The sequence below is a fragment of the Paenibacillus sp. EB106-05-06-XG162 genome (genome assembly GCF_058791655.1).
Map to the genome: position 1 here is coordinate 190,013 of NZ_JBYTDT010000008.1, position 17,649 is coordinate 207,661.

General features: G+C 48.2%; 13 protein-coding genes and 1 riboswitch. Of the genes, 7 read left to right on the plus strand and 6 right to left on the minus strand.

The annotated features are described in order from the left end of the window. The first annotated feature begins 261 nt into the window (after positions 1-261). On the plus strand, positions 262-1,473 hold the full coding sequence (locus AC3WU2_RS18305) for an ROK family protein (protein WP_492456534.1): 1,212 nt from the start codon (positions 262-264) through the stop codon (positions 1,471-1,473). A gap of 70 nt (positions 1,474-1,543) precedes the next feature. On the opposite strand, the gene deoC is transcribed toward AC3WU2_RS18305, so the two are convergent. From deoC to AC3WU2_RS18325, 4 genes are all read right to left on the minus strand, one after another. Beyond that, the gene (gene deoC / locus AC3WU2_RS18310) at positions 1,544-2,215 is read right to left on the minus strand and encodes a deoxyribose-phosphate aldolase (RefSeq protein ID WP_492456535.1); all 672 of its coding nucleotides are present in this window, start codon (positions 2,213-2,215) and stop codon (positions 1,544-1,546) included. 492 nt (positions 2,216-2,707) lie between these two features. Further along, on the minus strand, positions 2,708-3,421 hold the full coding sequence (locus AC3WU2_RS18315) for a GTP pyrophosphokinase (RefSeq protein ID WP_492456597.1): 714 nt from the start codon (positions 3,419-3,421) through the stop codon (positions 2,708-2,710). Positions 3,422-3,630: 209 nt separating this feature from the next. Beyond that, positions 3,631-6,075, minus strand: a complete 2,445-nt coding sequence (locus AC3WU2_RS18320) for a UvrD-helicase domain-containing protein (RefSeq protein ID WP_492456536.1) — start codon at positions 6,073-6,075, stop codon at positions 3,631-3,633. 157 nt (positions 6,076-6,232) lie between these two features. Beyond that, a complete protein-coding gene (locus AC3WU2_RS18325) occupies positions 6,233-7,657 on the minus strand; it encodes a VanW family protein (RefSeq protein WP_492456537.1) in 1,425 nt (474 codons plus the stop codon). 197 nt (positions 7,658-7,854) lie between these two features. Here AC3WU2_RS18325 and ftsE point away from each other — a divergent pair, with 197 nt between their 5' ends. The 5 genes from ftsE to AC3WU2_RS18350 all read left to right on the plus strand — a co-directional run bounded on the left by ftsE (position 7,855) and on the right by AC3WU2_RS18350 (position 14,100). Then, positions 7,855-8,541, plus strand: a complete 687-nt coding sequence (ftsE, locus tag AC3WU2_RS18330) for a cell division ATP-binding protein FtsE (protein WP_018758722.1) — start codon at positions 7,855-7,857, stop codon at positions 8,539-8,541. Continuing rightward, entirely contained in the window at positions 8,531-9,448 is a 918-nt protein-coding gene (gene ftsX, locus AC3WU2_RS18335; protein WP_379341873.1) for a permease-like cell division protein FtsX, read from the plus strand. The genes ftsE and ftsX overlap by 11 nt, the downstream gene beginning before the upstream one ends. A gap of 348 nt (positions 9,449-9,796) precedes the next feature. Then, the gene (locus AC3WU2_RS18340) at positions 9,797-10,975 is read left to right on the plus strand and encodes a murein hydrolase activator EnvC family protein (protein ID WP_492456538.1); all 1,179 of its coding nucleotides are present in this window, start codon (positions 9,797-9,799) and stop codon (positions 10,973-10,975) included. A 321-nt stretch (positions 10,976-11,296) separates the two neighbouring features. After that, positions 11,297-12,742: a S41 family peptidase gene (locus AC3WU2_RS18345; protein WP_492456539.1), complete on the plus strand. Its 1,446-nt coding sequence runs from the start codon at positions 11,297-11,299 to the stop codon at positions 12,740-12,742. A gap of 83 nt (positions 12,743-12,825) precedes the next feature. Then, positions 12,826-14,100: a PDZ domain-containing protein gene (locus tag AC3WU2_RS18350; RefSeq protein ID WP_492456540.1), complete on the plus strand. Its 1,275-nt coding sequence runs from the start codon at positions 12,826-12,828 to the stop codon at positions 14,098-14,100. Here AC3WU2_RS18350 and AC3WU2_RS18355 read toward each other — a convergent pair. Further along, positions 14,079-14,480: a hypothetical protein gene (locus AC3WU2_RS18355; RefSeq protein ID WP_492456541.1), complete on the minus strand. Its 402-nt coding sequence runs from the start codon at positions 14,478-14,480 to the stop codon at positions 14,079-14,081. The genes AC3WU2_RS18350 and AC3WU2_RS18355 overlap by 22 nt on opposite strands. Positions 14,481-14,619: 139 nt before the next feature. After that, positions 14,620-14,773: riboswitch (cyclic di-AMP (ydaO/yuaA leader) on the minus strand. Between the two features lie 276 nt (positions 14,774-15,049). On the opposite strand from AC3WU2_RS18355, the gene AC3WU2_RS18360 reads away from it, so the two are divergent. Beyond that, the gene (locus AC3WU2_RS18360) at positions 15,050-16,606 is read left to right on the plus strand and encodes a copper amine oxidase N-terminal domain-containing protein (protein WP_492456542.1); all 1,557 of its coding nucleotides are present in this window, start codon (positions 15,050-15,052) and stop codon (positions 16,604-16,606) included. Positions 16,607-16,709: 103 nt separating this feature from the next. Here AC3WU2_RS18360 and AC3WU2_RS18365 read toward each other — a convergent pair whose 3' ends face one another. Next, positions 16,710-17,555 (minus strand): helix-turn-helix domain-containing protein, encoded by an 846-nt coding sequence (locus AC3WU2_RS18365; protein WP_492456543.1) that lies wholly within the window; start codon positions 17,553-17,555, stop codon positions 16,710-16,712. Between the last annotated feature and the right edge of the window lie 94 nt (positions 17,556-17,649).

Below are 17,649 nucleotides of genomic sequence, written 5' to 3' on the forward strand. Positions count from 1 at the left end.
TGGTTCAAGTGTATCGGATCTTATCCTGAAAGTAAATAAGAAAAATTCAAATTGAATAAAAGATAGAAATGAATATCTATAGAATGTTCGATTAATTGGTGAAATTAATCATCTTTACTCAAATATATAGATAAAGTTGGGAGGGTGATGTGTAGAAAAACCAGAAAATGATTAAAGGGGAGGCTCATAACCGCTGTTAGGCATTTTTTTGTTGTATAATGAGAGGCATAGCCGATAAAATGAACTGTTCTGGAGGGCATTATGTTAACGGAATTCGTTGGTGTGACATCGCCAAAGATGAAAAGCTTAAAACTTCTATATAGCCTGATCCGCAAGTTAGGTGCGGTAAGGATTAATATTCTGTCAGAAATGACGGGCTACAAGCATACAACTTGTGCACGCCTGTTGGACGAGCTGGCGCAAGTGGGGCTTGTGCAGGACAGCGGTCTAGGGGAGTCGAGCGGGGGGCGGAAGCCTCTGATGTATGAGATCAATCCGAATGCCCATTATTTAATTGGCGTTGAGGTGACCAACCTTTACACTACCGTACTGCTTCTGAATTTGAGTCTCGATATTCTAGGATCCAAGAAGCTCAAGATGAATGAAAAGTACACAGGTGAGTACACGTTGAATTACGTAACCGAGTGTATCGATCTTCTGCTCGCGGAACATCATATCCATAGAGATAAACTGCTTGGCATCGGCGTAGGAGTCCTGGATCCGATCGATCCTGAGCGGGGCGCGATCCACCATCATTCGTTCAAGGCGGAGGGCTGGGATCTAAATATTGTAGAATATTTGACGAAGCAAAATAACACGCTCGTGCTGCTCGATAATGGAACCAATCTGGCGGCTCTAGCAGAATATCGGAAGAACCATTGGAAGGATAAGGACAGTCTCGTGTTCGTCTCGAGCGACATGGGGATTCGCTGCGGTGTCATTCAGAATGGCCGCATGGTGAGCCATAAGAACGGTATGGAGGATGCCTTCGGTCATATCATTGTCGATATTCATGGGCAGCGTTGTTCCTGCGGCTCTTATGGATGTCTGCAAGCCTACAGCAGTCTGCCGGCGATACGGAATGAAGTCATTCGGCAGATGAAGAGAGGGAAATACTCATCCCTTCAAGAACAGGTGGCTGACGTGGAGGAGATCGACTTCCATCACATTCTAGATACGCTTGAACAAGAAGATCCGCTGTGTCTGGAAGTGATCAAGGAAGCCGCTTATTATTTCGGCATCGGACTTACGAACCTCATCTTCCTCTTGCATCCGGATGTTGTGGTCTGCGGAGGGACGCTCGTCCCGAAACCGCTCTTCTACGAAGTGGCGTCCGATGCGGCCTTGAAGCGAATGGCGCATTACCCGAACAGTCATATCGAGATTACGAAGGCAACAACGGACTACAATAGTGTGGCGCAAGGGGCGGGCTGTATGATATTGGATTATTTTACCGAAGAGATTCTGCCATAATCGGCGGATCATTCGATATACAACAAAAAGCGGCTGAATCGCATTCAGCCGCTTTTTGTATATTTGGCGTTTAGTAGGATGTGGATTGCTCGCCACGAAGAATTTTGACGCCAGAGCTTGTGCCAATTCGATTGGCTCCAGCCTTGACCATGTTGTTCATGTCTTCTAGACTGCGTACACCACCAGAAGCTTTCACGCCAACATGCTCACCGACTGTCTTGCGCATTAACGCAACATCTTCGATCGTTGCTCCGCCTGTTGAAAAGCCTGTCGATGTTTTGACGAAATCTGCGCCAGCCTTCACCGAAATTTTGCACGCACGGACTTTCTCTTCTTCTGTCAGCAGACAAGTTTCGATAATAACCTTCACGAGCGCTTTACCTGCAGCGGCTTCAACAACCGCACGAATATCACGCTCGACCAATGCATCGTCCTGATCCTTCAGCGCCCCGATGTTAATGACCATATCCACTTCTCCTGCGCCTTTGCTAATCGCATCACGCACTTCGAATGCTTTCGTCTCGGGTGTATTCGCCCCAAGTGGGAATCCAATAACGGTACATACCTTAACGTCGGATCCTTCAAGTTCCTTCGCAGCAAGCTCAACCCACGTTGGATTGACGCATACCGAAGCGAAATTATATGTTCTAGCTTCCTCACATAGCGTAATAATCTCCTGCCTACGAGTGTCTGCTTTCAATACGGTGTTATCGATCATATGCTGCAACTTAATGTTACTCATCCATCATTCCTCCTCTTATGAAGTCAATAAGATTTGCTTCAATAACACATGTGTTCCGTGATCAAGCGTTTAAGTGTTTATGATGCCCTCATTACGTCTTGTCACTCAAATTTTAATGGATTTTAGTGCCCATGTAAACACGATAAAATTCAGATTGAGAAAAAGTTGCGAATTTGAAGAACGAGGCAATGCAGAATAGGTGTATTATCTCATGGGAATAGCGTTTCATACATGACTTTTTGCAAATATAAAAATTTATCGATCATTCGGATTGGCAGCAAGTGCAAAGAAATTGAAAAACGGCTCGGACCGCCTCGTCGAAGAGATCGGCTCGGGCCGTTTGTAGCTATAATTGGATGTTAGCCCTTGCCTTTGCCGCTTTTGCGGTCTTTGGTGCGTGTCGTTGTATTCTGACGAGCATGTCCTTGTTGCTTAGCCATCTGCGGTTCTCCCCCCTCTCTATAAGGGTTAGTATGGGGAACCGCATTTGATCTATGCGTCGTTCGTGTCGAAAAGTAGGTCGCGAACGGACATCGATTTAGGGGACTCTTCCGCTTCGATTTGGGTCACGCTGTAAGACTGCACTTCCTTGCGGAGTGCGAACATTTTCTTGTCGAGATCGTCGGCGGCGAGCGCTACTTTCGTGAGCTCTTGCAGCACGTGAGGTGGTACTTCCTTGTCATATTTATAGAAGATAATATGCTCCATACTCGCCCAGAAATCCATCGCAAGGGTGCGGAGCTGAATTTCGACGCTAATCCAGCATGTATCTTCGAATAACACAAGCGGTACCTGCACGATGACATGCAGACTTTGATAACCATTCGGCTTCGGATTCGCGATATAGTCTTTAATCTCGATTATGCTCAAGTCATCTCGTTGCTTGAGGTGATCTAGAATCATATAGATATCGTTCACGAAGGCACAGACGATTCGCATGCCTGCGACGTCGTAGATCTGGGTGATGGCGTTCTCGATCGTAACGCCGATGCCTTTGCGCTCCAGCTTCTTAATAACGCTGTTGATGGATTTGATCCTCGTCTTCGTATGTTCAATCGGACAATAGCCATCTCGCATTTTCCATTCGGCTTCGATGACCTTCATCTTATTCTCAAGCTCCTTGAGAGCCAGCTGGTACAAGGTTGGAACCTGGTTCCATTGTTCAATTTTACAGATCAGGTGATCCAGATTGCTCGGGATTTTCATCGCCTGGTTGTCTGATTGGGCGGGGTATAATTCCATCAGAGGATGCTCCTTTCCGGGTCATGCGCTATCCTGTTATACTCTACTTCTAGTGTACTAAAAATAGAAGGCGAGCACCACCTGAAGAAGGATGGCTAATAATAGTAGTTCATTTGATCAAGTTTAATGCGTGAAAAAGGATAAAAGATAGGTAATGGCCTGACTAAGCCACGCTAGTCTCGGGCAGGCACCTGGCGTTCTCCAGGTGCCATGGGGCCCTTGCACAGCGGGCACGCCTTGCTCGCCGCTGCCGGGTCAGCTGCCTCGCGTGGATTCATACGCATCCACGCGGGGCAGCCCGCGTCCGTGCACAGCCATGCACGGACGCGCCGCATCGCCGCGCCTGCGGGAGCCGCGGCGGTGCGGGCCCCGCCCGCACGCGCTGTCGTCGTGCGCGCGTGCGGGGCGGCTGGGCGGCGCTCCGGCACGGCGCCGCCAAAGGCTGCGGCAAAAAAGCGGGATACGTCCGCTTTTTTGCCGCGGTAGTGCGCGGGGGAGCTGATGTACAGCTCCTCCTGCGCCCGGGTGACAGCGACGTACGCGAGACGTCGCTCTTCTTCTAGCGCGGCAGCGGCGGTAGACATGCCGCCTGCCGCTTCGCTTGTAGCAGCTGCGATCTCGCTGCGCGCAGCCATGGCTTCGGCGTCATCACCGCCACGGCCCTCGCCTCGCCGCTCAGTCCGCATCTTCATGCGCCGCATCGCTCGTTCACCGCGCTTCGCGTCGCCCTTCGGCTCTTCTGCTTCCTGCAGCGCAGAGCTGTGCGGCAGAATTCCTTCGGATGCGCCGATGAGATAGACGCATGGGAATTCGAGGCCCTTCGAGCGGTGAATCGTCATGAGCGTGATGGCATCGGCATCTTTATTGTGCATCAGCTCGGTCATTTCCGTATGCTTCGCGGACATCTCGTCGACGAAGGCGATAAAGGCTTCCACCGTATCGAATCGCTTGGTCGCGGATTCCAGTTCATCTAATGTCTCCGTCAGTGTCTCCTTATGCTGCGTCCATTTATGCACATCATGCACTTCGACGTATTTCTCATAGAATTGACGACGAATTTCTTGAATCGCGAAGATCGGTTTCATCGCTTTGAGCGATTTGATCAACCGAATACGCTCCTTCACGGCATCTCGCTGATAGCTCTTCAGCTCTGGCCAATCCTGCAAATGGATGAGCGGATATTTCTTCGGCTTCAGCTTATCCTGGCGTTGGATATATGCGCTACCAGCTTCGCGTGAGACGTAAAGCGCCGCGACGGCGCTCTCGAGCGAGACCATATCCCTCGGGTTCAAGGCGAGCCTCAGATGGTCCATGACGGGTTTCACCAGCCACTGATCATAGAAGAGAGGCCCCGCGCCGTATTGCACGAACGGCATCTCGCTTAGGACCAGCTGCTCGAACATAGCACGGCTGCTGCTTGCGGTACGATGGAGAATGGCAATCTCCCGATAGTCGAATTGCTCGTATGCGATCTGTTCCTGTATATGCCGCACGATGAGCTCTGCTTCTTCATCGGTGCCGCCTGGGCGCATATACTGCGGCTTAAAGTCGTCTTCGCGCCATTCTTTATGCTGTTCCCCGCTGACCTTCAAGGTTTTGACTTTCCGTTCTTTATTGTGGACGATGACGGCGTTGCCGAGCCCGACAATATTCGCGTTCGACCGATAGTTAATGTCGAGCGTGATTGTCTTCGTCTCTGGATATTCCAAATGGAAATTCAATATAAACGTATGCTCCGCGCCGTTGAACGTATAGATCGTCTGATCATCATCCCCGACGACCATCAGATTGCGGTTGCCTGCAACGATCATGCGCAGCAGCACATATTGTAGATGATTCGTATCCTGGAATTCATCGGCCATCACATATTGGAAGCGCCGCTGCAAGGAGGCGAGGAGTGAGGTATTCTCAAGCAGCAGTTGATGAGCGAAGACGAGGACATCATCGAAATCCATCTGATGGGTCTCTTTCTTCCAGGTCTCATACCGGAGCATCGCTGCCTTTAAGTCTCGCTCTTCGAGAGATTGCTCCGGCAGCTCATCGAGTAGGACGCATTTCATCTTATAGGAAGAGAGTAGGGCGAGCACAGTCTCGGGCTCATAGGATTGGTGCAAGCCGAGCTCACGCAGGATGCGCTTCATGACGATCTGCTGGAACCTTGTCTCGCTTAATAAGCGCTGGGTATATCCATGATGCTTCAGAATCATCAAGAAGAAGGCATGGAAGGTCCGGGCTTGGACTTCATTCGCTGCACGAGGCGATATTCCTGGAAGCCGTGCAATCCGCGACTTCATCTCCGCTGCGGCTTTACTCGTGAAAGTAACGAGTAAGATATTACGAGGCGCCACCTTGCGCACTGCGATGAGATAGCCTGTCCGGCTGACCAGAACCGATGTCTTGCCAGAGCCGGCCCCTGCGATGGTCAATAACGGTCCGTCACCATGCCGAACGGCTTGAATTTGCGATTCATTTAACGTGATACCTCGCTCCTCCAGCGCACGAAAATAAAACGCGTCAGCCGCCGTATTCGGGACAGCTTCCGCGCTTGTTCTTCCATCCGTCCATGGCGCACGCGGTATTTTCGCTTCCGCGCGCGCACCGAAAGGGCGATCTTTCATGATGATTTCCTGCATGTTGCACACCCTGCCTTCGCACATCGCCCGATGAAGAGCGATGATGTTGTTTCGTTTGGTCCGACGGCACCGAGGCATTAGCACGGCGCCCGAAAACACGGTATTCATTATAACCGATCTGCGAGGGTAAGAACTAGTTTTTTCAAGAAACGCCGTCCTCCAAAATTTCCTTCGTATCATCCTTCGATTTGGAGTTCGATACTTCCTCGCCATTATTAACCGCGACGAGCATGGGCTGAGGCTGGTACGTATCACGTGAAATGCGCTTCTTCTCGATTACTTTCCCGTTCTTCGTCAGCGTCCGATAAGTTTCTACAATAAATCCTTGCTTGCCCTCTGAGAGGACTTCACGTCCGCCGGCCGGCAGGCTGCTATCGACGACATATTTGACCGGAGGTTCGAGGACTTTAACCGTACTAGAGCTGATATCGTAACGCGTATCTTTATCCATCGTACCGAAAAGTTTGATGGTCAGCTCTTTATTGACAACTTCTGCGCGAATAAGCAGGGTTTTGCCTGTCGTGTTCTTGAAGCGGAAGTTAATATTGCCTTCGGAGAACGTCGCATCTAGCCCAATCGGCAGATAGCTTACAGGTAGAGAATGATTGCGCCGTTCGACAATTTGAAGCCCTGTACGTATGACAGCGTTATAAAGGGTACTTGATACTTGACAGATCCCGCCCCCGATTCCGGGAATGAGCTTCCCTTTGAAAATAACCGGGGCTTCACGAAAACCGAATTTCTTTTCTGTTGCCGCAATGATTTTGCCGTAATCGAATACGTCACCAGGTTTGAGAATGGTATTGTTCAGCGTCTTGGCTGCGGCGGTAACATTGTACACCCGACCCTGTGTGCTCGTTGCGAAGCTTGTTGTGAACTCCATGATTTTGCGCTCGACACCCTCTGCCTTAAGTGCATCGAGTGTGATTTTGGCAGGCATCTCCTTGAGTGTGAATTGAACCGTAGCAACTTGTTTTGCCGCTGTCTCGCTTATAAATTCATGCGGAATTTGCTTCGCAATATCTTGTTTGGTTCGCTCCCAATCAATACGATTGGCCGACTGGTCTGGTATGTAGCTGACGACATCTTGCGGGCTGATAAGCCGTACGGCATTCACGGACTGTCCCATATATTTTTTCTCCCAAGCGGCATCATATTGCTTCATCAAGGCGGTGTCATCCCACTTGACGATGAGATTCCATTGTTTAGGCATCGAGTAGCGATATTGCACGCGGTCCCACAGATTTCCTTCGGTTAATTTCTTCATCTCTTGTAATAATCCCGATTCCTCGAACGTTACGCCGAGCTGCTTCATCGTGACAACCCGTTCGACAGCCTTCGGTGCATCGATTCTTAGTGTGATTTTCTTTTCGTTAAGCTGCTCAATCTGCTGCTGATAAGCTGCGATCACTTCGTTCATTTTCATGTCGCCAACGTTCCAATTTGCGAGTGTTACGCCCTTCGGCAATGTGGATTGCGATGCATAACTGTGCAGCCAACCCCACGTGCCAACACCGACCAATACGATGAATGCTACTACGATGAATCCGATATGAATCCGTTTCATTTGCTGAACGCTCCTCTGAATTTATCTTTAAAAATCAACCCTTGTTTCATGTATATGCTGGTTCGATTTTCAAGATGATTTTCATTCTGAACGATTTATGAAACGCTCGAAACTTGTTGGAAATCACATGGGAATAAAGGAATTTTGGGTAATGTGTCGAATATATTAAGGGCTAACTATGTTCCGGGAGTGATATTGTGATTGAAATGCAGGATATATGGAAGACGTATGCGGACGGAACACATGCCCTTCGCGGGGTTTCAGTTCGTATTGACCGAAATGAATTTGTGTATCTGGTAGGACCGTCTGGTGCTGGTAAATCGACATTTATGAAGCTTATTTATAGAGAAGAAGTTCCAACAAAGGGTCAAATTTCAGTGAACGGTTTTAATGTAGGCCGGCTGAAGCAGCGTAAGATTCCTTATGTACGCCGTAACATCGGCGTTGTATTCCAAGATTTTAGGTTATTGCCGAATTTGACGGCATTCGAGAATATTGCGTTTGCCATGGAAGTGATTGAAGCCCCGCGCAAGCTGATTAAGCGTCGCGTGAGCGAAGTGCTGGATCTGGTCGGGTTGAAAAGTAAGGCGAACAGCCTTCCGGCCCAGCTCTCAGGTGGTGAGCAGCAGCGGATCTCGATTGCTCGCGCGATCGTGAATAATCCATCCGTGATTGTCGCGGATGAGCCGACGGGGAATTTAGACCCTGAGACATCGTGGGGCATTATGAACCTGCTGGAAGAGATTAATTTCCGCGGAACGACGATTATTATGGCAACGCATAACAAAGAGATTGTAAATACGATTCGTAAACGTGTTATCGCGATCGAAGGCGGCCAAATCGTGCGAGATCAAGTGCGAGGAGATTACGGCTATGACATTTAGAACAATACTTCGACACTTGCGGGAAGGCGCGAAGAATGTGATTCGCAATGGATGGATGTCCTTTGCTTCCATTAGCTCGATCGTCATTTCTCTATTTATATTAGGTGTATTCTTGGTCTTATCACTGAACATTAACGCGCTCGCTGGACAAGTCGAGAGTCAGGTTCAAATCCAAGTGTACTTGGAGCCGAACACGACGAAAGAGCAGCGGGAGCAATTACATACCGAAATCGGCAACATGAGTGAAGTCAGCAAGGTAGAGGTTGTCACGAAGGAAGAGGGCATGAAGATCTTCCGTGAAAATTTAGGTGAAGACGGTAAGGAGCTGTTATCCGGATATACGGAGGATACGAATCCGCTGCCAGATACATTGGTTGTCGATGTCTTGGAACCAACGACTATTCCGACTGTAGCGAAGAAAATTGAAGAGCTCAAGAAGACGACGACCGAGAAAGTCATTGCTAAAGTCAAATATGGTGAAGGCACTGTTGAGAAGATGTTCGCCGTGACGGACACGATCCGGAATGCGGGTCTCATCGTCGTGGCGGGTCTTGCGATTACGTCGATGTTCTTAATTTCGAATACGATCAAAGTGACCATCATTGCGCGTCGTCGAGAGATCGGTATCATGAAGCTGGTGGGCGCAACGAACCACTTTATCCGTGTGCCATTTTTTATTGAGGGTGCCTTGATTGGATTTTTGGGTTCCGCGGTTACGATTGGGATTCTGTTCACCGGTTACTATCGTCTAGTGAAGCTCACACAGGTGGAGCTTGGACTTATGCTGATTAAGCTGATGCCACTGCAAGAGCTATGGTTATCGGTAGGTGGGGTTATCCTCGGATTAGGTGTCTTGATTGGGGTTTGGGGGTCAACCGTCTCCATCCGCAAATTCTTAAGAGTCTAATGGTGGTTCAAAATTCATCTTACTATCACGAAGAATAATCGAGAAGGATATTCGGCATCGAATCTTGCGTTCACCCTTGAACAGCATATGCTTACGAAGGATGTTTCCTTCAGAAACATTTCAGGTGCTCATTTAGGTTTCTCCTAAACTCCGCTCCTCCTGAAAGTTTTTCGTAGAAAAACTCGCTTCGTAAGCCTGGCTTTAGGTTCTCGCAACCTAAGATTATGCTTCCGATGAGAGTTTCCTTTGGAAACTTTCAGGTGCTAGCAAGTCGAATTTTGAACTCTTATTTATTATTTTAGTTTCATAATCGAAGAAGAACCTGAAGAACATGGAGGGGAAAGTCTTTTGAAGAAGAAACTGATGTTATTGCTTATCATGATGGGTCTTATCTTTACGATGGTGCCACCGATGCAGACCCATGCGGAGTCGGAGCTCGATAAAATTAATAAAGAAATTAAGAAATTACAACAGCAACAGCGTTCCGCGATGAAGAAACAGCAGCTAGCTGAGAAGAGCGTGAAGGAAGCGAAGTTTGCCAAAGAACGTACGGCTACAGAAATCACGGCTATTATGGCGCAAATTAATGATGTGACCAAAGATATGATGAATACCTCTGAACAGATCGACCAGACGGAGGAGAAGCTTCGCCTGGCAGCGGTTGAACTTGAAGAAGCGACCGAACGTGTTCAGAGCCGAAGTGAGCTGCTTGATTCACGCTTGCGTCTCATGTATACGAATGGATTTGTCTCCTATCTCGATGTACTGCTCGATTCGGCGAGTTTCTCAGATTTTCTAGATCGTATTGATATGCTGAAATCGGTTGTAGGTCAAGACAAAGATATCTTAGCTGACAACAAACGGGACAAGCTGCTAGTTATCGATAAGAAGAAGCAGGTTGAGGGCGATCTGAAGCAAGTTCGAGCGCTCTATACCAAAATGAACCTCACCAAGGAAGAGCTTGCAGGCAAAGAGAAGCAAAAAGAAGTGATGATCGCGAGCCTCAGCAAGAAGATTGAAGAGGGCGAAGAGATCAGCGATGAGCAAGAGAAATTCGTCATGGAGCTCGCGAAGAAGACAGCGGAGCTGCAAGAGAAGAAGAAAAAATTCAAGCCGAAATATAAAGGCGGCAAGCTGGGTATGCCAATCCAGACCTTCCGAATTTCATCTGGATTCGGACCACGGACCCATCCTGTGACAGGGCAAAAGGGGAAAATGCATACAGGGCTTGATTTCGCCGCGCCGAAAGGCACACCAATTTATGCTGCAGAAGCAGGGATCGTCATCGTTGCCCAGACGGTTAGCGGTTACGGGAACTGTGTCATTATTAACCACGGCAATGGAATATGGACGTTATACGGACATATCCGTAATGGCGGGATCGTCGTTGAGAAAGGCCAGGAAGTGAAGAAAGGCCAGAAAATAGCTGAAGTAGGAAGTACGGGGCAGTCGACAGGAAACCATTTGCATTTCGAAGTGCGGGTGAATGAAGTACCGAAGAATCCAGTCGGTTACTTGAATTTATAATGGTAGTTCAAAAAGTCATCTTTTGATCACGAAGTGTGTCATGAAGCGAATTCAGCATCGAATCTTGCGTTCACCCTCGAAGTCCGGTACTCATTTAGGTTTCTCCTAAACTCCGTTCCTCCTTCTTCGGGTTCTCGCAACCTTCTCGGTGCTGAAAATCTGACTTTTTGAACATGCATTTATAGACTGCAGGGTAGACTTTTCTCGCGCTCGCCTGAAATATGCAAATAAAAGGTGCATGCTTGTCATATACTACCACGAGAATCTTGTGAAAAGATGGAAACCTCTCCTGCGGGAGTTGGTTATAAGGTGGTGATTCTTGTGAAATTTACAGGTCGGGCAGTGATCGCATTTGTTCTGCTCACCATGTTCGCAACGTGCCTAATTACGTTGACGGTGGTGGAGAACCCGATTTTGACAAGTGGTGATCGACAAGCGAGCACGACGAAGTTCTCTGGGTTTACGAACAATGAATTTAAGAAGTTGAACACAACACTGCAATTGATCGAAGGTCAATATTATAGTGATGTTGATCGGGAGAAGGTCATTGACGGCGCAGTGAATGGCATGATGGATGCGCTCAAAGACCCTTACTCCGTATATATGAATGAGCAATCCGCAGGGCAATTCGCATCGAGCTTGGAAGGGACCTACACGGGCATTGGTGCGGAAGTGACCATGGAGGATAACAAGGTAACGGTATTGTCACCGATCAAGGGTACTCCGGCAGAACGCGCAGGAATCTTACCGAAGGATGTATTCGTCTCGATTAATGGTGAGAAGCTGGACGGGCTGAAGCTAAGTGAAGCCATTGACCGCATTCGTGGTCCGAAAGGAACGAAGGCGAAAATAAAAGTTCGCCGTGCAGGTGTTGATGCATTGCTCGAGTTCGAGGTGGTCCGGGAGGACATTAGTCTGGAGACGGTGCATGGGCAAATGTTAGATCAGAAAATCGGACTGATTGAAATTCGTCAGTTCTCGATGAATACGGGAAAACGATTCAAAGAGGAACTAACGAAGCTGGAGCAAGGCGGCATGAAAGGGCTAATCATTGATGTGCGTAACAATCCTGGCGGCTTCGTTCCTGTTGTAACGGACATTGCTGAGAATTTCATTCCATCTGGACAGGTGATCTATCAGCAGGAGCGTCGGGATGAGAAGGTGACGAAGGCGTTGTCCCGTGGAAAAGGGACGAAGAAATATCCGATAATTACGTTAATTAATGAAGGCAGCGCGAGCGCCTCGGAGATTCTGGCTGGCGCGTTGCAAGATCATCAGTTAGCGAAGCTTGTGGGCGTATCGTCTTTTGGCAAAGGAACCATGCAGGTCACATACAAGGAAGAGTTCGATGATGGCAGCTTGCTCAAGATGACGTTCGCGAAGTGGCTCACCCCCAAAGGGACTTGGGTGCATAAGAGCGGCATTAAGCCGGATTTGGAAGTGAAGGAGCCGGATTATTATTTCGTCGCTCGGCTGTCTCAGAAGGAAGAACTGAAATACGATATGAATAATGAAGATGTGAAGAACCTGCAAGTGATGCTGGAGGGTCTTGCTTATCATCCGGGCCGTAAGGACGGTTATTTCGATCATAAGACTGAGCAGGCGGTGCGAGCGTTCCAGATGCAATCCGGCTTGCCGGAGACAGGCTATGTGGATGATGCGACAGCCCAGAAGCTCGAGGATGGCATCAAGATACGTATTCAAGATCCGAAGTACGATACACAATTGAACAAAGCAGTCGAGGTGCTCCGGGAGGAAATCCGTTAGTCCGCGTCGAATATGGAGAGAAGGCTTAGGATGTAGCCTTCTCTTTTTTGTGCCTTACTTATGAATGAATTGGGGGTTGAGGAATGGGAATTGTGATGGAGATCTTATGGAATATTATTGAAGCGATCGTGCAGATGTTTTTACAGCCGTTTCTATATATAGCGATTATTCTGATTGTCTTCCAATATCGTCGTCAGGTGATGTTGGAACGTAAGCTGTTCTCTGTCAAAATGCACGCACTAGGGGATCAACTGATACGTACCTTACTTGGTGGATTACTTGCGGGGATTGGGATCTCACTCGTCTCAGCTTTCACAGGAATGACGCTGACGACGGAGGCAATCCTGCTCGTATGGTTCGTTGCACTGATTTTAATGCTATTCCGTGTCCGGTTCTTATGTCTTGCATATGCCGTAGGGGTACTTGGTGTGCTACAGTTTATTGCCGATCGGTTCCCGGATTGGGAGTTGACGGGGTTCGCTGGATCAGTGCTTACGACGCTTCGATCACTCGACATACCGGCATTAGCGGCTTTGGTTGCATTGCTACATTTGGCGGAAGCGATTCTGATTCGCTTGCAAGGGGCAAAGTTCGCGAGTCCGTTATTTGTGGAAGGGAAACGAGGGAAGCTCGTAGGGGGCTATCAAATGCAAAGTTATTGGCCTGTCCCCTTGTTTCTGATGATTCCGGCACAGACGGTTGGATCGGTACTTCCTTGGACGCCATTCTTCGGTGGGGAAGCGTGGACGAATGGCTGGATGCTCATGGCGTTTCCTGTTGTCATCGGTTTCAGCGAATGGACACAATCCCGATTGCCGCAGAAGAAGGTCAAACAGAGCTCGTTCTGGTTAATGGTATATAGTATTGTTTTGCTAGGGCTCGCATTCGCTGCGGGGCTATGGAGTCCGCTCATGCTCATCGCAGCCTTGTTCGCGATCGCGATGCATGAATGGATCTATTGGTACAGCACGAAGGAAGAAGCCGAGCGCAGCCCGTTGTATGTTCATGATGATCGAGGATTGCACGTCTTGGCGGTTATCCCAGGGACGCCTGCACAGGAGCTCGGGATTGAACCGGGCGAGATTGTACATAAAGTGAACGGGGTTGCAGTGCGTACGAAGGAAGAGCTGCACCAAGCGCTTCGCACCAACCCCGCATTTTGTAAGCTGGAAGTGATTAACCTTGCAGGAGAGATTAAGTTCTTGCAGCGGGCGATATTCGCAGGGGAACACCATCAGCTTGGCGTTATTCTCGCCCCGGATCAGGATGCTTCTTATTATGTGGGCAAAGGGCCAGCTTCGATCTTCACGATCGTGCGGATGAAGCTAGCAGGCGTTCACTCGAGAATGAAGATGTAATAAGCTACAGCTAAGTTTGTTAGATCATTGACGTTATAGGTAAATGTAGGATCGTTCGTACTGCATAAATCCAAGAGTGCCGATTCGATGAGCTGGATTTTAGCGGGATGCCATGAACCACCATAACGGACGAGATAGTCGATCGCTTGGATGGCACTCATACCTGCTAAATGATGGTACGTGGAGGCCCATTTCACCAAATCGGTCGGTGGAGAGGTAACGATTCGATACTCCCCCCAGCCGACTCGCAAGCCATTGAATAACTTGAGTATCAGTGTGGTGGCATGGTCAGGATTCTCCAATTGGAAAATTTCGATTTGTCTCAGTTGGCTTGATAGTTGATTCTTCATCGAAACCGTGTGTGTTACGTTCATGTTCATACGAAGCATCTCCTTAACGATATATATGATCGACAAAAAGAAGCCCACGAAATAGAGGATTCCTCTGTTTGTGGGCTTCTTACGTACCGCTCGATTGGGCAATGAGCAGCACGAAGAGAGCGCGCAATACGATGCGAGACCTCTCTCAATGGATCGCTTACGAGGTTAGCTGTCGGATTCGGGTCTGAGAGATGACCCTACGGCTTACAGCCGATTCACCCCAAGAAGCTAGATTAGCTTCACATGTTGGTTCCCCCGCTTCTCTCATCATGAGAATTCAGCGATTAATCAATTGGCTGTATCATACGCCTGTGTGAGATTTTTGTAAAATGGTGGGAATCACCGTATTTTGAAGTTTGAGAAGCTGTAGATTGAAGTAAGCGCTATATTCATAGGTTCTCGAAGGCTAGATTGTTTTACGATCCGTTTCTATCAATTTTGTCATAAAAATGCCATGTTTGATCGAATATTGTAAGAAATATAGGTTTTTTTTCACTGTACAGTTTTGGAAAGCTTTGGGATAATAAAGAGATTAGTATAATTGTTACATAGTGGAAGGGGAAAAAGAAATGAGAGCGAAGACGTGGAAAAAGTGGTTAGGCGTCACGCTAGTCGCGATGATGGTCGTGCTTGCAGGCTGTCAATCGATCGGCGGAGTGAATATTGTCAAAGTTGTTGAGAACAGTCTCAACGTGAAGTCTAGTGAATCCAGCCAAAACTTGTCTGTGGAGTTAATCCCTCGCAAAGATGGCGCATTAACAGCTGAGGACAAGAAGATTATTGATCTTGTAAATGGCTTTAAATTGGACATTGACCATGCGGTAGCACAAGATCCATCACATATGTCATTAGCAGGGAAGATTACATATGGCGGGAAGGCTGTACCTTTCAAACTTGGCATGGAAGACACGAATGTAACCGTGTGGATTGAAGGGATTAAGAAACCGGTCGTTGTCTCTCTAGCCAATGAAGAGTTGGAAGGCGAGCTGGTTGCCGAAATCGAGAAATCGCAAGATGTGTTCCGGGGAGCTGTTCAGAAGCTAGGTGCCTACCTCGTGAAGCAAGCACCTGTACCGAACACCGTATCGGTATCTTCCGTAACATATACAGTATACGGGGAGAGCCTGAATCTGCAGAAGCTCCATATCGAGATTAATGGTGACGAAGTCATCGGTCTCGTGAAGACATTATTAACGAATATGGTCAAAGATGATGCGGGATTACGCGAGATTACAACCGCATTATACGATGCGTTCTATCCAATTGTTGAAAGTCAAATGGGGATATACGCTGATCAAGGCGCAGAAGATAACTTCTTTTCTTCCATAGCGAAGGACAAGGAAGTTGGTTCGTTGGTACTCTACAAGTTCGTGAAGAACGGAATTGATGAAATCCTGAAGGATTTCGATGCGCAAGCAGAAGCGCTTATGAAACAAGATGAAGTGAAGCAAGTACTTAGCAAAGAATCCGGTTTGAAGCTAGACCTTTACGTAGATAGTGATAATCAAGTACGCAAACAGAACCTAGAGCTTGCGGTTGTTCTTCCAGATGCTGAAGATATTCCGGTTCAGAAGATTATTGTGCGTACCTCAAGTCAGACGTGGAATATCAATAAAGCCGTGAAGCTAGATGTCATCGACACAACGAGAGGCGTAGAGAAGATGGATGGATATGCGCTTTCGGGCAAAGGCTTCTTGGCGAATTTCGATAAGAGCTCGGCTGCTTTCGGAATTCTGAAGAATGACCTAGGTCTTGGCATTACCAACTTCTCCGTATTCGAAGAAGATAGCTATGGAAGTGATGACTACTATCCAGGCTGGTGGACACTCGACGGCGTTGGTATGGTGCCACTCAGCGTCATTGCAGATGGGTTTGAGGCAGAAGTGAAGTGGGATGCAGCTACGAAACAAATCGTTGTCTATGATGCACTGAACGATATTACCGTAGAGCTTAAGATCGGATCGACAACGGCTTATGTGAACGGTGAAGCGAAGACGATGTCTCAACCGGTATTGGTTGATGATTATGATGCATCGAACGTGCCACTGCGATTCATCGTCGAAGCATTTGGTGGTCAATTGAAATGGAATCCGGATTACTACGAATTCTATGTCACAAGTAAATAAGTTTTTATAGCAAAAGGGCTGTCCTCGGCATCACGCGAAGTGATCTGAGGGCAGCCTTTTTTTGAACAGAAGTTCCCGTCGAATGGGAAAGGAAGAGTACTACTTATCCGGAAAAGACAGACTTAGCCCGATACTCGGTTGGCGACATGTTATAGTGCTGCCGAAAGACTTTGCCGAAATAGCTGGGGCTCTCGAACCCGCAGTGTACCCCAACTTCATGGATCGGAAGGTCTGATTGGCGGAGTAGAGTAACTGCGGCGTCCAGACGTCGCCGGCGCAAGTATTCGAAGGGGGAGCAGTGTTCGATCTTCTGGAAAATGCGGCACAGATGATGTCGACTTACCTGACTGCTCGCAGCGATTTCTTCGAGTGTAATAGGCTGAGCATAGTGGGTGTCCATGAACTGTTTGGCCTGGAGGATCACCGGACTATCCTGCGCGTTTGTGGTCGCATGGGATCGGGGCCGAAGTAAGGTCAACATCCATTCATAGACAAGTACAGATAGTATATAAGGATCGCGGATTTGCTCCGTTACGATACGATGATAGAGTTTCCAGTATGCGCGAATGGGTTCGGCGTGCTCATCGAGTGTTACAACTGGGCCTTCTTGAGCAATAATGCGATCCCAAATTCGCTGTGCATCTTCGCCCCGGGCATTGAGCCAAATGAACTTCCATGGCTGCTCGGATGCGGAATCGTAATAGTAACGATGCGAACTGGGCACTTGAACGAGAAAGGCAGTGCCTTCGGGCAGCCAGTATGTCGTTCCTTCGATCTCTACACGTCCCTCGCCCGACAGCGTATATTGAAATATGATATGACCGCGGTCCGGACGTTCATTGCCTTGAAAGGAATAGCTGGCTGAATCGACCTCCTGACAACCTAAGGAATCCAGTGTCATAAAAGGCGCTTCTTCCGCTGCTTGAAAGCCGATGTTGAACGGTTTCACTCCGAGAACCTCCTTCAATTCAATAGATCAATCTCGTTATAGTATAGGGCAATATGTTCAGATTGTCGCTGCAATCTATCGCTGATAAGATGGA